This window comes from Metallosphaera sedula DSM 5348 (assembly GCF_000016605.1).
GTDB classification, from domain to species: Archaea; Thermoproteota; Thermoprotei_A; order Sulfolobales; family Sulfolobaceae; genus Metallosphaera; species Metallosphaera sedula.
This window is the reverse complement of the sequence record NC_009440.1, coordinates 1,196,083-1,217,820: the sequence shown is the minus strand read 5'-3', so window position 1 is coordinate 1,217,820 and position 21,738 is coordinate 1,196,083. Positions and strand designations below refer to the sequence as shown.

Here is a 21,738-nt window from a genome sequence, read left to right as displayed (position 1 = left end):
ATCAAAGGTAACATGGTGATTAAAATGGCGTTTATAGATGATTTGGCCTTAATGTTATTCACCTTACCCTTGGTCTCGGTTCTCATAGCTTACACAACAATTCAGGCCTATCTAGGCTTCAGGAGGGAGGGATATAGTGCCATAAAGAGAAGTCTCGATGACTCTATCATTCCTGCCGGCGTCCTAGGAGTTGTCATCACGATTATGGCTCTTTGGGGAGAGTTTACATGGACCTTACCGGGCAGTTACAATATTCTTTTCTACGACGTTTACCTCCTAATGGGTATAATAATCCTCTCCTACTCTATTGCCGTTTACATGGAGAAGAGGCTTCAGACTACGGGGATATTTGCCCTCTTCGTTGGTCTAATCACAATATACTACGGAGTTGTAGGCTATAGGCTAGGGTTGACAGAGGAACCACTGGCGTTGTTGGGACTTTACGTTGCGTATGGTATTGCAGGAATTCTAGGTTATCCCGTGACAGTGATACTTGATAGGTTAAGGTCTCAGGCAGTTGAAAACAAGGATCCGCCAATTGGTGCTTGGATTGTGGTTTTCGTGTTGTTCTGGTTAGCTGTAATAGTGGCAGGAATACTAGGGGCAGTAATCGGAATTGAGACGATCCCGGCACACCTGGCCCATGCGCCTTGATACTCTTTTTTATTTTAGCTCTCGTCTTCTCCCCTTTTCTCTCCCACAACAAAGTAGAACAGGTTGAGTGCTAACTCCCTGTAAACCCTAAGGTTCAGCAGTCTAGAGAACAGTTGCCTGTAGTACGAGTTAGTGTACAACCTCCTGAAAATATAGTAGATGTACCTGTAATCGCTGGCCTTGGCTCCACCCAACGCGGCAATGTATGGCATCACGTAATGAAGATAAAATCCAACGTAAGCCCTTTTCCACACGGAATCGGGCTTCCCCATGGCAATGAACGCTAGAACATGACGAGAGACTCTCTCCATCTCCCTCACCACCGCTTCAACGTTGTCTGAGGCGTGAAGCGCGAAACTACTCATCACAAGGTCAAAGGAATTATCCCTGAAGGGGAGCGCGTCAAAAGAGCCCTGAATCCTATCTCCCTCCACCAGGGAGTGCCTCAACATGTTTTCTGAGTAATCCACCATCACTGAGTAGGCTTGGGTGAACTTCCTAAGAACGTATGTGAGCTCTCCCTTACCTGATGCGACATCGAGGACTGACCCTGGATTGGGACAGAACTTCAATGCAGTCTTAACTAGATTGGCTCTCCATCTAACGTCTTGATTGAAGGAGATGAACCTGTTTGCCCTATCGTAACTGGAAGGTATATCCTCGTAAATTCTCTTGAGCTCGTCGTCAGTAGCCTTAATTTCCTGCATGGCTAGAGTATCACTTGAGGATTTAAACGTTTCACGTTAACTTGAAGGTCTTCCCCACTCCCATGTCCACGAATACCTTCTGGTTCTGGGCTAGGGATTTCACCAAGTTCCCGCTACAGTGAGCTGGCCCTATTCTCTTGCTCTCCTTGAGCAGGCTTGAGAACACCTCCTCCACATGTTCCCGTGGAGAGGAAAGGAGATGAAAACCTCCTAGGACGGCCTGAATCTCCTCAGGCTTGACCTTCTCCTTGAGATCCCTTACTATGTTTAGGACTCCCGCATGACCGCAACCTGTGACGGCAACGGCTCCTTGTCCCGTCTTGATGTAGAGTGATGCATCATCCTCCATGTTATCCTGGGTAACTCCCCCGTCAATCCTGAAAAGGCCTCCCGTATACTGCGGGAAACCAAACCTCTTCACCTCTCCGCTGAACACCAGCCCGTCAACGAACTCGAGGGGACTCTTGGTGAGGACTAGTGAGAACTCCTTCTCCATCTCCTCCCTAGTGAGGGGAATAGAGATGTCCTGCAATTTCCCAGACCAGTTGAGTAGTTTCCGCTCAAATACGCCGGGATGAGCAATAACCATCTTCCCCCTGAGTTTCTTGAGTAGCTTGGGGTTACCAAGCCCGCCAGTGTGGTCCCTATGTCCGTGGCTTAGGACAACGTAATCTACCTGCGTTAGGTCCAATCCCAGGAGGGACGCGTTGTGCAGGACTGGAATCCCAGAGTTGCCAACGTCGAACAGGACCTTGACCCCTTGGTACTCCACGAGGGCTGAGAAGCCCCACTCCCCGAGAAGGGGAGGTATCACCGTTGAGGAGAAGTTGTCACTCAGAACCGTGATTTTGAGTTCCATGAGTATAGTATTCACGCCGGGTTATGAAACTTCTTTAACCGGGGAGCTAAAGAGAGGGTCAAGGGTCGTCCACCGCGTTCGAGAAATCTTGGAGACCTGCCCCCGAGAGATTGAAATACACGTTTTCACAGGTTTTGGGTTGCTCATCTCCTGACTGGGCCCATAGATCCTCTAAAATCACCTAGTATATGATCCATTCGCCTAGGGTCAGACCCTCCTCCAGGAGCTTTTTCTTCAATCCCTCAGGGTCTTGAATCGTGGTTACCCTAGTCTCTCCAGTCTCCCTATCAAGGATCACGAGCTCTGAGGGATCCAGGAAGTCGATGACCAGGGGCGAGTGCGTTGTGATCAGGAACTGGGGCTCAGAGTATCTAAGAACGTCAATTAACTTCTCCATGAACTTCAGGTGCAGGGAATTTTCCAACCCGTCTATAACTACCAGGCTGGGCTTAAGCACGTCGATTGAGGTCAGAAGGGTTATCATCTCGACCACTCCCGAGGGGATCGAGGTTGGGGGAATGACTATTTCTCTCCCATTCACGACCCCCACAGCGGAGATCGTAACATTACCGTCGTCTGAGACAGTTACCCTTAGGCTCATGTTTAGGGAGTCCAAGAAGTTACTCACCTGACCTGGCAGATTTTTCCCCAACAGAGCCCTGGGGAGACCGGCCCCGTCCTCCCCAATCCCCTCAGGAGCCGAGACGTGAGCAGGTTGTAGGGCTCTCTCCGTGGAACGAAGAATAAGGACGTCGTTGAAGAAGTTTAGCATGAAGTCCTTCAATTCGCCCTCCAGAGAAAGGGAGAGCAAATCAGGTGAGCCAGGATCAGGTGCGTTAAATAAATTGAAAACACTGTAGTTCACGGGGATCTCTATTCTTTTGTCCCCAATCTTGACCGCGTCTCTCTCCCTCTCTATTTCCCTGTCCCCTAGCCTGACCTCCTCCCTTTTCACGGTGAAGGAGTGCTCGCCGTTGATCTCAAGGAAATATCTGTACTCCATTCCCTTGTGTTTTCCCTCTAGCTCAAAGGAGATATCCAAACCAGGATCTTGCATGAACACTACGTTCTTGTATTCGCCCCATCTCGCGAAAGGGTAGGGTGAAAGCGAGGAGGGTCTCAAAACCTGTTTTAGAAGGGAGAACGCATCAACTAGGTTAGTCTTTCCACTACCATTTGGGCCCACTACACTTATTTTTCCGAGATTAAGTGTGACGTCCCTGAAGCTCTTGAAGTTCTTGATCTTGATGGAAGTAATCAAGGTTTTCCTGATTAGTTCCTCCTTCTACGTAAAAACTTTAGACGAGACCTACACAAGCCTAAGGAATAGCGCGTAATTGATTGCCTGTTTCGGAGAAAGCTAGGAAATGATGCAAGGGAAACGTACTCCCTAAGGAGTCATATTAATGTTAGTAGGAGCTAAATTATACCTCTTTCGAAGAGGATTTTTATGTATCCCTATAATGGACCAAACCTCTCTTAAGGTAGAAGGTTCCTCGTCATAAAGTCTACATGTGGAGGGAAGTCACCACCAAGTTCAGAATAACAACCTAGTTCAGAAATCATACTGTGGTCACTATCTTTTCCACAACCCTCTCCCAGTACCTCTTCATTGCCAGGAAGGGCAAAGAGATCAAGGCCTCAAAAACCGTTACCCCCTCCATCACTCCGGGGGTTGGTAGGAACGCAATCAAGACTATCCCCACTAGGGGAATCATGGTGAGGAATCCCACAAGGTACCTAGACGGACTGAAGGTCATGGGGTTCTGGAAGTTGATCTGATAGAACCTGGCATAAAGTGAGATGATCATGATCGAGCTCAGCGGCAAATCCACTAGCATGGCAACAGCTATTCCAATCCTCCCCAGGGCAAGGAAAGAGAGGGAGATTGGGAGCAACATTAGCCCAACAGACAGTGCCTTACTTAGCACGTAATACCTCGCGAACTGGATCGGACTCATCACGTTCATGTCCAGCCAGATAGGTTCCGAGATAAACGCCGAGTTCGAGTAGGATACCGTGAAGATCCAGGTTCCGAGGAGAACGTAGAACCCCAGCTGAAAGCTCCTGAATCCCAGGGCTGACAACACGTAGATCGCGATCCCAACCCCCGCAGTGATACTCAAAATCTTCCACCACTCTATCCTCCTGGACACGAAGGTGTAACTTCCCATGAGGTTCATTCTTCCGCCAATCTCGAATATCCTCAAGTTCCTCTCCAGCATGAGGAGGAAGGGATTCCCTGCGTTAAAGGTAATCTCCCTCTTGACCTCCTGTTTCCCTGGAGGAGTGTAGGACATAGTGGAGAAGGTTGCATAGTTGAACCTCTTCAGGGCCAGGACCAGGAGAACCAGCGAGAAAACCGGTAATATCACGTAGCCGTACCAGAAACCAGCAAACATGGATAAGGGACTCAAGGGAAACCTCGCCAAGGCTGACAGGAACCAGGCCACCATGACCACGCTGACTACAGCCTTCTTTCTGTTATCAAGGTTGTACAGGGTTCCCGACATCGACGATATCGCAAGTGCAAGGAAGGGTGGTATCACCAGTCCCGAGAGTCCGAGGGCGTACACGAACCAGGCAACAAACACGGCAGAGAAGAGTAAACTCACGACGAAGTACCCCAGGATGAAGGAGGCAATCAGTTCCCTATCATCCACGGGAAGCATCACTAGGAAGTCGGAGTCCGACTTGGTAACTAGGTTGAACCTGGAATTGAAGGGCGAAATCCCCACAAGGAAGGTAATGTACAGGATTGAGAGAAGGGAAAACTCGGGAGATATTGCGGGGGAGATTCCTCTCCCAGGAACGCTCATGCCCACGAGAACAGCATCTAGGAGGACGATCATCGTTATTGTGGACTTGGGGAAACGCGATAGAATGATGACCTTCAGAAGTTTAGTGATCATCGGTCATCATCCTCGACACCACGCTCTCGATGGGTTCGTCTTCTCTTCCGAGGGCCCTCAACTCAGATATGCTACCGGCCCATATCACCTTCCCCCTCGAGATCATGATTACGTGATCCGTGAGCCTTGACGCAATCGACATTATGTGGGTCGAGACTAGGAAGGTCGAGTTCATCCCCCTCAGAATGTTGATCACCCTCTCCTGCGTGGGTATGTCCAGGTAGTTGAGGGGTTCGTCAAGGAGGACTATTTCAGGCTCGTGAAGGAGAACCAGGGCAAGCGAGAGCTTCTGTTGGTTTCCGCGAGAGAGTTTCCCCGCTTGAATTCTTTCGTACTCCCTCAGATCAAACAGGTCAATCATCTCCTCTGCCTTCTCCTTTGGATTCGGAATCCCCCTGAGGGAGGCGAAATACTCCAAGTTCTCCCTGACCGTCAGGATCCTATACGGAACTGGATCCTCGGGGAGGTAGGCAAGTATCCTCTTGACCTCCTTGCTTCCGGGAGTCATTCCCTTGATCGTGACCTCACCGCTGTCAGGTCTAATTAGGCCAGCTAGGATCTTCATGGTCGTGGACTTACCAGCGCCGTTTGGTCCTAGAAGGGAGTATCTGCCACCACAGGGGATAGAGAAGGAGAGTCCGTTCAAGGCATACGTTAGTCCGAATCTCTTGACGACATTGGTCAGCGATATGCAGTCCATTGAAGAAGTAAATCGCCCTGAAAATTAAAATAATTTTGCAAAGTGGGTTTAACCTGGAAGTTCCACGCGTTGACACGGCGTCATGATAAAATGGTGGAGAAGTGATGGTTTAAGCAGGCTAGAATTGGCCTGCCTTTAAGATTGCAATTAATCACATCAGGTAAAAGTTATTATTCAGTGGATAAAATGGCATTGAAGTTGAATGAGCTCTCTGACCGATATTGTCACTGCTATAGTTCCCGGGCTGATAGGTCTTGTAGCTTCACTATTACAGTATTATATTCCTGTTTTTTCTGAAAGAAAATCTCAAAGAATTCGGATTTTAAAACTTATCAGTGTAGAGTACAATACCGTAGATCGGTATATGTCGCTTGTTCAAGAGTCTAGAATATATTACTATGGATTCCTAATTCTGTCTTACCTTTTGTTAACTATTATAGGATATATCTCAATAATTTTTAAGCAATATGACAGATATATCAATCTTTTTGTATTTATAATTCTGAGCCTAATTGTCTTATTTCTTATATTAGTGAGACTCTATTTAAGATCAAATAAAGACCAAGTATCACCACAAAATACTACTATCAAATCGACCAACTTGGACATGAAACGTGGATGGCAAGTTGTATCCGATGCCATGTTTTTTCTGTATTGGAAAAGTATTAGGAACATTAGCCTAATGATTTCATCCATTTTTCTTTCATTTCTCATTATTAATGTACTGATTAAAGGTCCAGCCTCATTCACCGCATTTGCTCTTTCGTCCACTTTATCAGGGTCAACAGTGATTATGACACTTTATGTGATGCGAATAAGATTTTACTTCACCGAGAGAACAATTAAAGGAAAATATAGTAATGTAAAATTTCCTAAATCCAACTCTGAGGGAGAAATGGAATCAGAGTTTTTCAAAATAATTAATGACAAACCAAAAATATGCATTGAAGACAGTAAAGGGGAGATATGCGGTAAATTAAATGGAATAAAGTACGGAATTGAAATAAATAATGCAAATGGAGTTTACATCATACCCTTTACTGAAATTCTCAGAATAAGGAAACCACCAGAAAGCCATGTTCAGAAGGATTGTATTGAACCCTTCTAAATTGTTAAAAATCGTGACAGTGTCAGATCGAAGACTATACTGATGAAGGGGTTGTGACAAGTTGATCTCTGACCATATTAGAGGCATCTAAACCTATGTTGTAGGTGATAAATAATATTTTCTAATACATATTAAAATTTTAGGCCATGTTTTACGAAAGGTTAATATAGGAATAATTTATCTTCATTAACTATGAGAAAATCGAAGTCCTTAATTCTATTGGTCCTTTTATTATTTCCTATTACTAGTTACTAATGGAGTATCAGCCTATCATGTTCAGCCCAACAACACCACATACTCGGGCGAAAGTAGTCAAGGTCTTCTCCCAGGAATTTATTCATCGGAGCCTGCTCCCATGGGAATTACGGATTATGGCGTAGGGCCTAACGGTTTTTACTCTTATGACACTACCCAATTCTTAGGGACAGTGTACATAAACAGTTTACAAGCGTTGACTTTTACTAGTGGAAGTACTGCGGTAACTTTTCAGCTCAATGTCATGCTTAACTATGAGGCAAGAGGATCGTCTTACGCTCTTTGGGTTCAGGACGTCGCATGTTTTAATACTGTAAACCATGAAATATATTTTATTGATAACATTTGGAATTCCACTGTACCATTTGGTAATGTGACCGGTCTTCAAGGAAATGGTCAGTATGCTGTATCCTCATCAAATGGAAATTATCCCTCGCAAGTTTTTTATGGCGACGTGTCCCACGATCCAGGATCAATTGTTACACAATCACTTCCAACGGCTTTTGACCTTCTAGTAAATGTAAGTACCAATAACCTAGGTCAGCCTGTTATCTATTTCTGGTACAATGATGGTTATGGATGGATAAACTATGATACCGTTACAGTGACGAATGTTCAAGGTGCTACCAACGTTTATTTTGAGGTAAATGGATATGCCCTTACAGGGAATGGCAATAATTACGATGCCGAGCTTGTTCTCGCCGGACCAGGTGGAGGTTCAAACACTTATATTAACCAAGCAAACGTTGATTTACTTTTATTTTACTGGAACGGACATAATTTCCAGGAGGTTGCAAATACATACAACTATGGTTCAGATACTGCCGAGACATCGTCCAATGTTAAGGTACTTTATTATTATTATCCATATTCTGGCTTACCCACGGGATTTATAACCACCGGGCCTGGGGCTCTTGGTCCATTGTGGAACAGTACTGACGTCACTTGCCTAACTGTAAACACCGGGTTAAACCAGGGATACGTTCAGATCTACAATGATAGTTATTCCTACCAGTACGCCGAGCAAGTAAATAACCTCTGTTTGTTCCAAGGGGGATCCGCCACATTCACTCTTACGCCCTACGTGAACTATTCAGTCCTAGTTTACAACACTAACGATCAGCTGGTTGGAGAGGCCAACGTAATGGCTCAGCCTGGCTCCATGACCACCAGCGTGACGCAATTTAATGTGGTGATACCTCCAAGCGTAGATCTCACACTTGGGCAGACAACCAATATTCCAGTTGAAATTCAAGCTTATGGACACGTAACAGTCCAGGTTAAGGGCAACTCTCTCACAAGGACTTACAACGTGTACGTAAATGGACAAACCACGTTGAACGTTCCCGTAGAAGCAACGTCACCTGGCTCCTATCAACTTGAGGTTAACGCAACTCTCTTCCCAGGGTTCTCCGTGGTTAAGTATGTTACAGTGAACATTGCACAACCTCAACTTTACTCCGTGACAGGATCCTTCTCAGTGAATGGGCAAACGCCTCCCACTACACCCCTCGTAACCTTTACCTTCCCCAACGGCTCAAGGGTCACCTTGCCACTAAATAACCTGAACATTAAGGTGCCCCCCGGTACCACCTATTCCGCCTCAAATATAACTGAGTCTGGCTATAGGTGGATCGCAGTTAATGGTCAAGGAGAGATACTGGGCACAACTCAGCTCTCCATAACCTACTACGAGCAGGTTCAAGTGAACTTCCAGTATCAGGGCCCTGCAGTTCCTACCGTGAGTTACTACTACCTGGGGAACCTGGAGACCGCGAAGTTGCCCGTCACGTTATGGGTGGACTACGGCACTAGTTACACATTCCCACAAATCCTCTCGAGCAGTTCAGGGGAAAGGGTGATCGCATATAACTACCAGGGAACAGCAACCTCTCCCAGCACCTTCACAGTCACCTATTATCAACAGTACTACGTTGACGTCTCATCTCCTATCCCAGTCTACGCTCTCGTGAACGGCCACAATGAGAGCCTAAGCTCGGGATGGTACAACCAATCTACGTCAATAGACGTCGAGAACGTTCCTTACTACCTAGGCCCAGGTGAGAGGGAAGTCATTACTAGTGTGACGCCTTCATCCTCTCTCTCCGTGAATTCTCCCCTAAACATTACCGTCACCCCAGAGACTCAGTACTATGTTCAGGTGTCGTCTCCTATCCCCGTTTATGCCGAAGTTGACTATGAAAACTTCACCCTCCAGTCAGGTTGGTACTATCAAGGAACCTTGATACAGGTTGAGAACATCACATATTACCCCTCATCTAACGAACGTTACGTGATAACTTCGATTACTCCATCAACTTTCACGGTGAACCAGCCGGAAACCATTACGATCTCCACCGTGGTTCAGTATAGGCTCACCTTACTTTCATCAATTCCTACATACGCCCTTGTTAACGGAAATAACGAGACCTTGACCTCAGGTTGGTATAACGCGGGAACAACCATAAACGTGGAGAATATCACATATTACGTTACCCCTACAACTAGGGAACTCGTCACCCAGATCTCTCCTTCCACCCTGACCATGAACGGGCCTTCAGCTATTTCAGTACAGACAGTGAAACAGTATCTAGTACAGATAAACTCTCAATACCCTGTAACAATAAATGGGGTTCAGACAAACAGTGAGTGGGTTAATGCAGGGTCAAGCATCACCTTGAATGCCAATTTACCTTTCTACTTGACGGGAAGTTTCAGCGGAACTGCTCCAGTGGCTCTTGGAGGGAGTATAGCGGTTAACCAACCCGTCCAGGAGACGTTACAGACGTCCATCAGTCTAGTATTTGTGGGGATAGTTGCCGTTATTGCCATAGTGGCTGTGGGTGTGGTGATAGTACTGATAAAGAGAAGGTGATATCTCTCTAGGCTGGGCAGGGCGGATAAGTTCACTTTTTTCAACACCTCCTGTTCTCGTGAACAGACACAGTAATACCGTGAGATACTATAGTCAGAACATGATGAGTCCTATAACTTGATACCAATTAATGTAGGAGGAGGCAAAACCTAACGTTTTGACTGACCTTTACTTAGAAAGATTAAAATAACCTTTACCTAGACACTATTCAAATGTTAAAATTAAAAGTCCTAGGTCTCATAACTATTTTATTGTTACCCTCCTTTTTTACAATGTCTGCAGTACAACAATCCCCGGTGTTTTTCCCTCCAATCCACGGCAAGCCACAAACCCGAGGAGAGTACGTGAACCCATTCCTTTACTACACATCTCCGCCAGCCCCCTCAGGAATAGCGTCCTTCGGCCTCTATAACAATTCAGGCAAGGTGACGCCATACGTCATAGAGACCTCTAAGGTGTTGGGTTACGCCAACATTACCAGCTTACTCGCTTACTACAAACAGGCCAGAAAATACGGTGTAAATCCATACTCTGCTACCCTGCAGATGAACGTTGTGTTGCAGGTAAACACCACGCAGGGAACCTTCGCGTACTGGTTACAGGACGTCGGAAGTTTCCAGACAAACACGAACCAGGTCACCTTCATTGATAACATCTGGAACCTTACAGGGAACCCCTCAACCCTCTCGTCATCTGCTGTGTCCGGGAACGGAAAGGTTGCCTCTGCTGGGAGTGGGAACACCTTCTATTACGACGTGGGTCCAACCTTTACCTACTCCTTCCCGTTCTCTTACGTATATGTGGTGAACACGTCGTATACGTCTAACTCAGTGAGTATATGGTTCGGGTATGAGATCCTACAGGGCAGTCAAGTCACCTCGGTTCAGTACTACGACAAGGTTACCATATCCCAGCCAGGGATAAAGTCCGCGGAGATCACAATCAACGGGAACACGTATACGCCCGACGGTCTATACTACGACGCAGAGTTGGTATGGGGAGGTGGTGGAAATGGTGCGCCAACTCAGTTCACCCATCTCAACTCGTCGCTAGGTCTTTACTATTTGTCGAGCACCGGTGTAACCCCGATCCCATCACTTTACACCTTCGGTTCCAACACAGGGGAGAGCGCATACAACGTTCACGACAACCTGGTGAACGGTGTACCGGAGAGTTACGTGGGGACAGAGGAGCTCACGATACTAACCAACAACTTCAGTGTGGTGCTCGTCTGACAGAGTTAAAATCTTTTTTAGTTTTCCTTATCTTCATTAATTTATGGCTAAACTCCTTTTCGTAGTAATGAGTGATCCCTCGAGCCTTTCCGAATCCATTAAGGCGGCCCACGCATTTCACTATGCGGTTGAACTGAGCCAGAAGGGGAACGAGGTCCTAGTTTACCTCGACGGGTTAGGGACTAAGATACCCATCTCTGAGAGCCCCTACAAGGGATTGAGACCCGCCTTTGACGAGGTTGTGAAGAGAGGCCTCCTCCTCGGGGCATGCGGATACTGTGCATCACCTCCGCATCTAAATATAAGGGACCGACTTAAGGTCAAGTTGCTGGGAGACGAGCACGATCACTACGCCTTCCAGGACCTCGTGGAAAAGGGATTCCAGCTAGTTTTGACGTGAATCTACCCGGTCCTCTGTAACATGCAAGTGGGTTCTTAAGTAAGTCCCTTTTGTGGTAGAATCATTTACCACTTATGACCTCCTAAGTCACTTAGGAGGGGGTAAGTTCGACGCTATCAGGCCCTAGATCAAAAAGGTTATTGAAAGAAGTTTCGAAGGAAAAAAGGAAATTGATCAATTGAGATCTCTAGATACGCCAAGTATTTTCAACCATAATAAACAACCGATTCATCTTTCCTTATGAGGCACGACGAGGGTTACGAGCTTGTAGGCGGGTTGGCAGAAATTTCATGGGTGTTCTACATAACCATGAGTAGGTTTACGGGTTGTCATGACTAGAAATTAAGAGAATGAAAAAAGAGTGATTACCTTACACCTATTACCTTGACATCTCTGCAGCTAGCCTCTTGGCGTAGGCATACACGAGGGGTATTAAGAGTAGACCGAAACCTATGGCCAGTCCCCACGCTAGGGTCTGGAGAGAGTGTCCGGATTGCTTAAAATTCGGCTTGTTTCGATATAGAGTATGAAATTAACCCTACACCTCAAGTTCTTACCTCGATCAAAGGTTAAATCGACTAACCCGGTTTGTATCCCTTGTTAGAAATTAATATGTCAAGAACAGTTCGGCCTAACTCCTCGTCCACACACGCGTCAAGGGAGTTGGGCCGCGCGCAGGTGACGCGGAGTCCTGCGCTGGATTGAGACGAAGTGGACCATGTTGTACGTGATAGCTATCGCGTAAAGGAAGGCCTCGTTCCTCACCCTGGTTTCGGCGTAGGGCCTCCAATGCTGCTTTAGGAATATCCCGAAGTACTCCACGAAGGGACGTAGGTACTTGAAGTTGCCGTGTGGGTGGACGAAGGACCCGCGTTCCCTGAACCCGCGATCCACGAGCTTCAGGCCCTTCCTTGACAGCCTGCACCTCACGTCGGAGAAGTTTGCCAGCTCGACCTCAAGTCCGTGGACGAAGAGGGCAGTGGAGATGAGCGGGAAGACCTTCAACCCAAAGTAAGACCTCGACCACTTCTTGGCCCAGGTTCCCTCGAACCTCCTCCTAGTTCTAGCCCTAAGCCAGGCCCCAGCGAACGCGATCGCCCTCGCGATAGGGCCCAGGTCCATGGCGTCCAGCCTTAACTTCTCGAGGACCAGCTCTAGGCTAGTCTTCCCCGGTGGAAGGTCCAGAAGGAACGAGTCCACTAGCCACTCAATCCCCTCGTATGACGCGCTCGACGGCAAGTAACTCTGCCTGCACTTCTCCTCAAGTTCCTTGGCTATCTCCCTTAACAAGTCCTTCCTGGCCCTCGCGAACCTCCCGATGAAGTCAAACAACGTGGACTTCCCCACTCGCTCCCCAACGAACAGCCTCACGATGACGTTCGTGTTCACCAGGTTTACCGCGTCCCTCAACGAACAATACACGACCATGACGACCAGTAACTTGAAGTACGTGAAGCTCCCCGGAATTCTCTCCTCGATCCTCGGCCTAACCATCTCCACGACCGGCTGCAGGAGGAAAAGGGTTTTATCCTTGGAAGGCATATCCTCAAGTGGGGGAACGGGCATCACCACGTATTGGGGTTGTTGGATAGTGTCGGGCTTCATGGTATGATGTCCGTTTCCCCCGACTTAAGTATTACTAGCATTCTTCATTAACTAGACAGATCTCAAATAATTATTAGCTGAATTTTTCTCGCTCCGGACACTCTCTGGAGCACACCTGACACGTTAGCGAAGGGCTGAGTTATGATCGCCACTGCAATTAGTATGAAGATAGTGTAGAGGACGAACTTCCCGTATGACGTTAACGTGGTAGCGTTTGGATCAGACCTGGAGATGGATTCGAAGGCCTTGTCCGTGATCGTGAAGGCGAACATCAGGATAACTGACGCTAGTATAATGTCGTAGAAGAGGTAGGGGCTAATGCTCGGTATCCAGTAAAATATGGCGAGGGTTGCAGCGACGGTGATAATCACGGCGTATATTCCGAACCTCAGAACCGCGAAAATGGTCTGAACGAACGGGTCACCTGTGTTCATTTGCTTCATCATATAGTCGATAACGATGTTGACCAGGGAAAGTCCCAGCGTTAGAAGGAGAATTGCTCCCGCAAGCGCTGGTAAGTATCTCGCCACCTCAGCAATGTATACCGTTGCTGGTCCTAGGTTAAGTACCGAAAACGCAACTGCTAACGCCAACAGTATTATTAGCGCCTTCACAACGCCTGGAACTAGGTCAGTGCTAATGGCAGAAGACGGTCCGGTCATTATTCTCGGTAGTATCCTCCTTATCACGCCTGCGACTATCTGGGCTACGACATATTCTATTATAACGATGATAACAAATAAAATGATCGAGGGTATGGCATTAACAAATTCTGTTCCTAATTGACTTAGAGATTGGGATATTGTTTGAGCTTGGGCTATTATCATTGTGAGATATAATTAGCGAGTTTACTTAAATCCTTCAGCTTATTTAAATAGTTTAAAGTTAAATAGTAAAAGAAAGCACGAGTTAGGAGCGATGAGGGGTAAGAGGTCACTCCAGTTTCGTTTCGTTCAGGATCCTGATAAGGTCCGGATCTGGTCTCTTACCCCAGGCGTCTTGAAATACTATCTCGGATAGGGGAAGTCTGCTATTCCAGCCTCTCTGCTCCAGCTCTGGTCTTTCCGGGAAAGAGGTCACATATCCCATGGTAAGGTAGGCGACGAGATCAATATCCCTTGGAATTTCAAGTAGGCCTTTTACCTTCTCTTTATCAAGGAAGCTCACCCACCCAACACCAACATTCTCTGCCCTAGCTGCCAGCCAAAGGTTTTCAATTGCGAGTACAACGCTATACTGACACGTTTCTGGCATGGTTATCCTGCCTAGGACGTGTGGACCGAATCTCGAACAGTCAGCAGTCACTGCTAGATTTATGGGGGCCTCCATTATTCCCTCTATTTTGATGGTATCGAAGAGTGCTCTCCTCTTCTCGTCGAGTAGTTCCCTATATCCAGTTCTTTGTCTTTCTACCTCATCCTTCACTTTCCTCTTGATGTTTGGATCCTTTATTATGATGAAAGTCCACGGTTGAGAATAACCCACAGACGGAGCTAGATGAGCAGCTAGGAGGATCTTGGAAAGGACCTCGTGTGGTATCGGATCTGGTTTAAAATAACTTCTTACGTCTCTCCTTCCCTTAATTGCTTCGTAGATGTCCATATGGATAGAGTATCCAGGAGATTAAATGGTTTAGGATCAATTGAGGAGTGAAGAAGTAGTTAACCCGTTGTCTCCAGCAGGTCGCGAAATCTAATAGAAGGATATGGGTTCTAGTTTCTGGAAACGGAAAACGGACCGAGCATAAAGGGTTACTCATGATTTAAGAGGATGTGGATAAGTTCTGAAATACCAGGTCGAATGTACAGTTCACGAAGTTAAGTTATTACTCTATTTTGCCCAGTCTGGGAATGTGGTAGCTCTGTGTTGAACCAGGCGCCTTTAGTTTCCTCACAACTCTCTCTATACTATCTCTTATCCTTTGCTTGTCCATGGTCCATCTTCCGTCCACAGTGAAATGTTCATACGGTATCGAAGCTGCTAGCAGATACTTCAGTCTCGGTTCGAAGGGGTGTATCATTACGTCTGCATCTACATGATATTTATATTTTAGCTGAGAGATATATTCTAGGATACCGCTGGCAATCGAATCTTCCAGAAAGGCTATACCATAGTACTTGTTCTTGCTTAGCCTATGAACGTGAGTTAGTGTAGGTATTCTAGTAAGTTCTCTGAGGAAATCTTCATTTTCATCAAAAATTATAGATATCCTCGTTTGATTCTCCCCATTAAGTCGTATTCCAAATACACTAATTAACCCTTTTCCAATTATATGTTCTTGATAATGCCTTAAAACAGTTCTATAATTTTCTCCAATCATCTTAGCTATATCCTTAAGCGATAGGAAATTTCTTTCTTGTTTCTTTCCAATTATTTGAAGATCGATCCAATCCGGTTCAAATCCGTCACTTAAATCAGGGAAATAGACAGGTTCCCTAGGTTCTACTAGGAATTGTTCCTTATACCTACGAAGTTTAAAATCATAGGTAGAAAAATCATAGGTAAACTGTATACTATCTTCAATATTAAGGAAATCTATTATATCAAATACTCCACGCTGTTCTAGTTCGTTTATGATGTTTACTATATCATTTTCAAATTTTGGAGGAATAGTTAAACCAATTATCAGCTTCTCGTTACGTGTTTGATCTCTCTCCACAAACACAGGATAGCCATCAAATATTTCATATATATCCACAAGTTCTATTCTTGGGTCAGCATTCACTAACAAAAAAAAAAAGAGCCTTTAATCCTATTGATTTATATCTAGCTATGTAAGATACGTTAAGGGAAAATTCTTCTTTGATTAACTTAATAACGGAATCCATGTTTTTATTGTGCGCAAGAGCACCAAGTATCCTAGGATTAAGGTCTCCAAACCTTTGAATGTACATGAGAACTCTGGAAATAGTAGCATCGTCAACCTCAGTCTTACTCATCCTTGTTCAATACTAAATTAGTAAATAAGTAACTCTTAAACCTTGGGGTAAAAAGTAGAATGCTGTTACACATTAAATAAGTGAATAACTAAAATCTATCCTTATAAAAATCCTTTACCCTCCACCTAAGTTTCCAGTTGATATTCCAGCGTGTATTATAACTCCGTGGCTAGCTAACAGCAACGCAGTTGCTGCTGCTCCCATCATGGCTAACTTGATTACGAGTTGGGTTTGAACTGGGTTTAACCTCATTTTTCCTTCAATTTCCTATTATCCTGATCATCCTATTATTTTTTCTATCCTAATACTATAAAAACCCAATTTGATTCACAATCATTGCCGTAAGCAATCTGAACAGTTTTTAGTTAATTCGCGACATCGAGATTCATGTTTCTAGGGGCAACTCATTATCAAGAGTGTATTACGATATAAAAGCTTTTATAATAAGCACTCTCCCCCGCTCTACCTCAAACAGTTCTGGTGATTTTCTTGGAACTCCATATATATAGCTTCGTTAGAAGGTTTCTTATGCATCAAAGTACTTCACACGTTTTCCTAGACTCCATCCTGAAGTATAGTTCATTACGTTTCCACCGTTATATCCATCTAGCGAGAGGAAGTTTCGATTCGAATGCAACTACCTTTAAAGGAGGTTAGTCCTTAACTCTGAGCCTGTCCAAGGAGATTAAATGCGACTTCCATAAAGACATACTATGTATATTATTAAAGATCTCGTTAGCTAGGTACATGTCCCACTCTATTCCAAGTCATTCCTCCGCTACTCCCTCTCTTTATCTGATTCCTTCACATTTAGGGACTCCCTAACATCAGGACGGGAGAGGCCAAGAAGCAAGGGTATTGAGTCTTTTTCCTTAGCTGGAATTACCGAGTCTCACCCCTTGAAATGTCTCACCTAACTGTCAAGGGTAAATTTTTCTTTACTAAACAGAAAATTACGAAAAACTTAAATGTGTAAATATTCTTTTGGACTTATGGATATATTCGAAGCCATATCAAATGAGACGAGAAGGAGGATAATCCAGTCACTATCGACTCCGAAAACCTTCTCTGAGTTGGCGAACGAGCTGGGGTTGGACAGTCCTAGTCTCTCCTTTCACCTCCGTAAGCTTGGCGGGCTAGTCACTAAAAATGGAGATGGAACTTATCGCCTGACCGATGATGGAGTAAAGGCATTGAACCTGTTGTCCACGATAAGTTCTGGGGATACTCGCCTCTTTCCCATTGTCGTGGAACACTTGAATTACGTGAAGATTGACGATGAACTTCTGGTTAAGCTCAGAAATGAAGGTAGAAAGTTAGTAGTCAGAAAGGTTAAGAACCTGGACCTGTCTGAGGTAAATTCCTCATTACTTAATGAGGTCCTGGAAGTCATAGAGAACGTGGACAATCTGTCGTGTTCCAATGACACGCTCTCACTAATTAAGGACAGAATTAAGGGAAAGTATAACTTGTTGATAGCAGACCAAGAGAAGTTACCAAACGAGACCAAACACGAAAACCCCTCTCCCGAATCCTTATTGACCAGCTTTCTCTCCTATACTATCTCGAAATTACCTGTCCTGAGTAATTTGCACGTAGTCTATGATGATCAAATTCCCCTCTCTAACACCCTTGAAATAAACTTGAGTGGGGGATTATCCAACTCCAGGAGAACTTACACTTACGAGGACTTTGCTAGGAGGGTGAGGAAGACCGTAACTTTCCTTAAGCAAAACGGGCTCGAGGGGAAGAACGTTGCATCAATTGCCTGGAACACAAGCAGACATCTGGAACTCTATTTCGCAGTACCTCTCAGTGGTGGAGTCCTTCACACGGTAAACGTGAGGTTTCACCCAAGGGAAATGGATTACGTCGTCGAAGAGATGCAGGACTCCGCAGTTTTCATGGATGAGGACATAGAGGCATCACTCAACGTGAAAACCTTCAGGCTGAATGAGTCCTACGACGAGATAATTGATTCGCAGGAGCCGGCGCAGGAACTTCCCGATCTTGAGGAAAAGAGGGGTGCCGTAAGCTGTTTCACCTCAGGCACCACGGGTAAACCGAAGGGAGTGATCTACAGCCACAGGAGCATTTTCATCCACTCCCTTTCCCTGCTGGCAGGTGACGTTCTGGGTCTCTCCTCGAACGACGTGGTCATGGACGTTGTACCCATGTTTCACATATCAGGGTGGGACATACCCTTCGCCTCTCTCATGACTGGAGCAAAACTGGTTCTTCCTGGAATTAGACCCAAGCCCAGGGACCTGGTGGAACTCATCAAGGAAGAAGGGGTCACCCTGGCAGCCGGTGCCCCCACTGTCTGGATTGACGTCATGAACTACGTGGAGAAGGAGAGGGAGGACCTAGGTAAGCTCAGGACGGTGGTGATGGGTGGGGCTGAGCCACCCAAGGGATTGATGGAGAGAATGAGAAAGCTGGGCGTTAGGACCTACCACGCCTGGGGGATGACCGAGACCGAGGCCATAGCGACGGTGAATAGGAGCGATGATCTTAACGTCCTGACCAAACAGGGTTACCCCATCTTCGGGTTTGAGATATCCCTCCTGGACCCAGCTGGGAGGGAGTTACCCTGGGATGGGAAAACCATGGGCGAGCTTGCCGTTCGAGGTGCGTTCGTTACGGGTAGATACTTCAAGGGGGAGGCAAAGTTCACATGGTTCAGGACAGGTGACATTGCCGTCGTGGACCCCGACGGAAACGTGAAGGTCGTGGATAGGCAGAAGGACCTGATCAAGAGCGGGGGAGAGTGGATCAGTAGCGTCCAGCTCGAGAACGCGATCATGTCCTTCCATAAGGTTTCAGAGGCTGTGGTTGTGGGAGTTCATGACGAAAGGTGGGGAGAGAGGCCTGTCGCCCTAGTAGTCCCCAAGGAGCCCACTACCCCACAGGAAGTTGTGGAATACCTCAAGTCCTTGAACGCCTTTCCCAACTGGTGGATTCCCGACAGGATAATCTTCGTGGACTCCATTCCCAAGACGAGCACGGGCAAACTAGACAAGAAGGTGGTAAGGGAAGAGGTCAAAAAACTCCTACAGAGCCCTTGAGCGACTCCCCCGCATCTAGCGTGATCACCTGGCCGGTCATTCCCTCAACCTTAATGATGGACAAGATCAGTTGGGCTACGTCTGCCGGATCGAGGATTCTCCCAGTTAAGGTGAACCTCTTAGCGTACTCCTCTTCCGTCATTCCCCACACCTTGGGAAGGCTCTCCCCCAACTTCGTCCTCACGAGCCCTGGCGCAACTGCGTTTACCCTGATCCTGGGGGCAAGCTCAAGGGCCATGTACCTGGTGAGGGAGATCACTGCCCCCTTCATCGCCCCGTAGATTGAGAGACCCTTGAATGGAAGGATTCCTGCGAGGGACGCAACGTTGAGGATTTCCCCTCCCTCTGAGATGTGGGGAGAAGCGAGTTTGGAGCAGTAAAGCACAGACTTAAAGTCAGTCTGAAAGTGCTTCTCCACAATCCTGTCGTCAACCTCGATGAAGGGAGAATAGATTCCCACACCCGCATTGTTAACCAGGACGTCAACTCTTCCAAAAGCCGAGATCGCCCTATCCACCAGTTCCTTACATCCCTGTTCCGTGGACACATCTGCAAGAACTCCCAGCGTCTCTCCACCCCTCTCCCTTATCTCCCTCATGGTCTCCTCCATTTCCTCCTTTCCCCTTTTCGCGTTGACCACAACCTTCGCACCCTCCAGCGATGCCCCAATCGCTACCTCTCTTCCTATGCCTCTTCCCGATCCCGTGACAACGAAAATTTTTCCTTTCAACTGGTACATAGTTTAAGATCCTGAAAACTCGTTAATATTTTCAGCTTCAGTGCAGGGACAGAAAAAGGGAGCTTCAAAAAACTTGTTAGGAGAGTAATATGAGTGGAAGATCACACCCGATCCGTAGCTTCATTTACCTCCTCTAGTCTAACCTTCACGGTCTTTGGCAGAGTAAACACTGTAACTATCGCCATCACTATTGCAGGTATCCACGGTACCGTCCAAGCCCCTATATTACCTAGAATCGGGATTAGCGGGAAAACCGTGAGCAATCCAATTGCTCCTCCTGCGTGTCCAATACCGTCTGTAATGGCGTAACCAGTTGCCCTTGCACTTGTTGGAAAGTTCTCACTGCATAGCAGATAATAAACGTTGAACCATCCAACTCCCACGAGCTCGGCAATGAACGATCCAATGAAGAATGTCGGAATGCTTCTTGCAATTCCTCCAATTGCCATTATGGCAGTACCAATTGTGAACACAACAACTCCAAACACTGTCATGTATCTCCTATCAAATCTGTCAATAATGAACCTTAGAAGTATAGCTCCTAGGAAGGCCCCAATCCCGGCTAACCCAAAATAGAAGACAGCGGAGGAGAACAGGGACCCGCTATATCCCAGCACATCCTTCACCCATGTTTCTGGTAACACAAGGAATGGGTAATCCATAAAGTATATGGTAAACATCAGGAGGAACAGGATTATGAGCCTCTTAAGATACTTCGGCTTAGCGAGAACCTTGAACGGGTTCTCCTTGGGTACATTGTACACCTTCATGTTGGGCTCAGGTAATTGATTTACGCCAGCTCTCTTCATGGACGTTGTCTCCATGTGCCCAACTAAACTATCAGCTTCATTGAACTTTCCCTTCATGGCCAAGAACCTCACCGTCTCAGGAGCATATGCCCTTATGGCTAGAGCAAGGGCAGCGAGAATCCCTCCCACAACGAAAACTATCCTCCATCCTATGGAAGGTATAGAGGTAACAATGAGGGCAGCGATGAAGGGACCAATTCCTATTCCAGCCCAACCCCCTATAAAGGCAAGGTTCGTGTATTGACCTCTTTTAGCGGCAGGGGACATCTCTGCCATGTAGGTCATGACCAATACCAAGTCAGCCCCTATGGCCATCCCCGTAATGAACCTGAACACGGCCAGCATGGGATAATTCACGGATAGGGCATCCCCGAAACTTCCTAACGCCGTCAACAGGGCAGTGAAGACTAGGGTGGGTCTCCTTCCCACCACATCCGCAATGTATGAAAAGATTGGAGCGCCCACAACATAACCCCATAGACCCAACGACGCTATTAATGACGCCTGAGCTGCGCTTACCACGAAGGGTACGTAGGGAAGAGCGAAACCCACGTTAATGACGTCATATAGGGTTATAAAAAAGGAAAATCCCATGGCCCATATTAGGGCATATGATAGGCCCCATGTAGGGAGCCTGTCCACTCTGGCCACGTACCATTCCGGTGACTGCCTTAAATTAGAGCTATCTGCCATTATAGTTCTTTTAACTTGTGAAATATATAAACCTTTATTATAGAACAATATTTTAGAAATGTGTGAAAGTTATAAGCTTTCTAAATAGATGCCAGATGTCATAATCCGGTATCATAGCATATTTACAATGCAATTTGTCCCTTTTAGCGGATAGTGGCAGTGAAAACCTTAGAAAGTTTC

19 protein-coding genes are annotated in these 21,738 nt (G+C 46.3%); 6 read left to right on the top strand and 13 right to left on the bottom strand.

Annotated features, from left to right (window positions below):
* Positions 1-24 precede the first annotated feature (24 nt).
* Positions 25-654, top strand: a complete 630-nt coding sequence (locus tag MSED_RS06290; protein WP_012021186.1) for a DUF981 family protein — start codon at positions 25-27, stop codon at positions 652-654.
* Positions 655-668: 14 nt separating this feature from the next.
* Here MSED_RS06290 and MSED_RS06285 read toward each other — a convergent pair whose 3' ends face one another.
* From MSED_RS06285 to MSED_RS06265, 5 genes are all read right to left on the bottom strand, one after another.
* On the bottom strand, positions 669-1,361 hold the full coding sequence (locus tag MSED_RS06285) for a class I SAM-dependent methyltransferase (protein ID WP_012021185.1): 693 nt from the start codon (positions 1,359-1,361) through the stop codon (positions 669-671).
* A gap of 31 nt (positions 1,362-1,392) precedes the next feature.
* On the bottom strand, positions 1,393-2,220 hold the full coding sequence (locus tag MSED_RS06280; protein ID WP_012021184.1) for an MBL fold metallo-hydrolase: 828 nt from the start codon (positions 2,218-2,220) through the stop codon (positions 1,393-1,395).
* A gap of 181 nt (positions 2,221-2,401) precedes the next feature.
* Entirely contained in the window at positions 2,402-3,481 is a 1,080-nt protein-coding gene (locus MSED_RS12000; protein WP_012021183.1) for an AAA family ATPase, read from the bottom strand.
* 301 nt (positions 3,482-3,782) lie between these two features.
* Positions 3,783-5,132, bottom strand: coding sequence for a hypothetical protein (locus MSED_RS06270; RefSeq protein WP_012021182.1), 1,350 nt, complete (start codon positions 5,130-5,132; stop codon positions 3,783-3,785).
* On the bottom strand, positions 5,122-5,832 hold the full coding sequence (locus tag MSED_RS06265; RefSeq protein WP_012021181.1) for an ABC transporter ATP-binding protein: 711 nt from the start codon (positions 5,830-5,832) through the stop codon (positions 5,122-5,124). The genes MSED_RS06270 and MSED_RS06265 overlap by 11 nt, the downstream gene beginning before the upstream one ends.
* Before the next feature lie 895 nt (positions 5,833-6,727).
* On the opposite strand from MSED_RS06265, the gene MSED_RS12180 reads away from it, so the two are divergent.
* The 4 genes from MSED_RS12180 to MSED_RS06245 all read left to right on the top strand — a co-directional run bounded on the left by MSED_RS12180 (position 6,728) and on the right by MSED_RS06245 (position 11,705).
* Positions 6,728-6,940 carry a hypothetical protein gene (locus MSED_RS12180; protein ID WP_144418764.1) on the top strand — a complete coding sequence of 71 codons (213 nt, stop codon included), beginning with the start codon at positions 6,728-6,730 and terminating at the stop codon, positions 6,938-6,940.
* A 331-nt stretch (positions 6,941-7,271) separates the two neighbouring features.
* A complete protein-coding gene (locus MSED_RS11830; protein WP_268765954.1) occupies positions 7,272-10,070 on the top strand; it encodes a thermopsin in 2,799 nt (932 codons plus the stop codon).
* A gap of 272 nt (positions 10,071-10,342) precedes the next feature.
* The gene (locus MSED_RS06250; RefSeq protein WP_012021178.1) at positions 10,343-11,305 is read left to right on the top strand and encodes a thermopsin; all 963 of its coding nucleotides are present in this window, start codon (positions 10,343-10,345) and stop codon (positions 11,303-11,305) included.
* A 43-nt stretch (positions 11,306-11,348) separates the two neighbouring features.
* Positions 11,349-11,705: a hypothetical protein gene (locus tag MSED_RS06245; RefSeq protein WP_012021177.1), complete on the top strand. Its 357-nt coding sequence runs from the start codon at positions 11,349-11,351 to the stop codon at positions 11,703-11,705.
* Between the two features lie 654 nt (positions 11,706-12,359).
* On the opposite strand, the gene MSED_RS06240 is transcribed toward MSED_RS06245, so the two are convergent.
* The 6 genes from MSED_RS06240 to MSED_RS12350 form a co-directional block, all read right to left on the bottom strand.
* Entirely contained in the window at positions 12,360-13,310 is a 951-nt protein-coding gene (locus MSED_RS06240; RefSeq protein WP_012021176.1) for a hypothetical protein, read from the bottom strand.
* A gap of 62 nt (positions 13,311-13,372) precedes the next feature.
* Complete coding sequence (locus tag MSED_RS06235) at positions 13,373-14,137, bottom strand: mechanosensitive ion channel family protein (protein ID WP_012021175.1); 765 nt, start codon at positions 14,135-14,137, stop codon at positions 13,373-13,375.
* A gap of 106 nt (positions 14,138-14,243) precedes the next feature.
* Positions 14,244-14,912 (bottom strand): 5,6-dimethylbenzimidazole synthase, encoded by a 669-nt coding sequence (gene bluB / locus MSED_RS06230; protein ID WP_012021174.1) that lies wholly within the window; start codon positions 14,910-14,912, stop codon positions 14,244-14,246.
* Positions 14,913-15,135: 223 nt separating this feature from the next.
* Complete coding sequence (locus MSED_RS06225) at positions 15,136-16,035, bottom strand: hypothetical protein (protein WP_012021173.1); 900 nt, start codon at positions 16,033-16,035, stop codon at positions 15,136-15,138.
* Positions 16,025-16,249 carry a hypothetical protein gene (locus MSED_RS06220; protein ID WP_048060074.1) on the bottom strand — a complete coding sequence of 75 codons (225 nt, stop codon included), beginning with the start codon at positions 16,247-16,249 and terminating at the stop codon, positions 16,025-16,027. Before MSED_RS06220 ends, MSED_RS06225 begins: the two co-directional genes overlap by 11 nt.
* Positions 16,250-16,363: 114 nt before the next feature.
* Positions 16,364-16,501, bottom strand: a complete 138-nt coding sequence (locus tag MSED_RS12350) for a hypothetical protein (protein ID WP_155464952.1) — start codon at positions 16,499-16,501, stop codon at positions 16,364-16,366.
* A 740-nt stretch (positions 16,502-17,241) separates the two neighbouring features.
* Between MSED_RS12350 and MSED_RS06215 the strand changes: the two genes are divergently transcribed.
* Positions 17,242-19,317: an AMP-binding protein gene (locus tag MSED_RS06215; RefSeq protein ID WP_158497971.1), complete on the top strand. Its 2,076-nt coding sequence runs from the start codon at positions 17,242-17,244 to the stop codon at positions 19,315-19,317.
* On the opposite strand, the gene MSED_RS06210 is transcribed toward MSED_RS06215, so the two are convergent.
* Both MSED_RS06210 and MSED_RS06205 read right to left on the bottom strand, forming a co-directional pair.
* A complete protein-coding gene (locus MSED_RS06210) occupies positions 19,292-20,056 on the bottom strand; it encodes an SDR family oxidoreductase (RefSeq protein ID WP_012021171.1) in 765 nt (254 codons plus the stop codon). The two genes, MSED_RS06215 and MSED_RS06210, sit on opposite strands and share 26 nt — an antisense overlap.
* Positions 20,057-20,157: 101 nt before the next feature.
* The gene (locus tag MSED_RS06205; RefSeq protein WP_012021170.1) at positions 20,158-21,558 is read right to left on the bottom strand and encodes an MFS transporter; all 1,401 of its coding nucleotides are present in this window, start codon (positions 21,556-21,558) and stop codon (positions 20,158-20,160) included.
* Between the last annotated feature and the right edge of the window lie 180 nt (positions 21,559-21,738).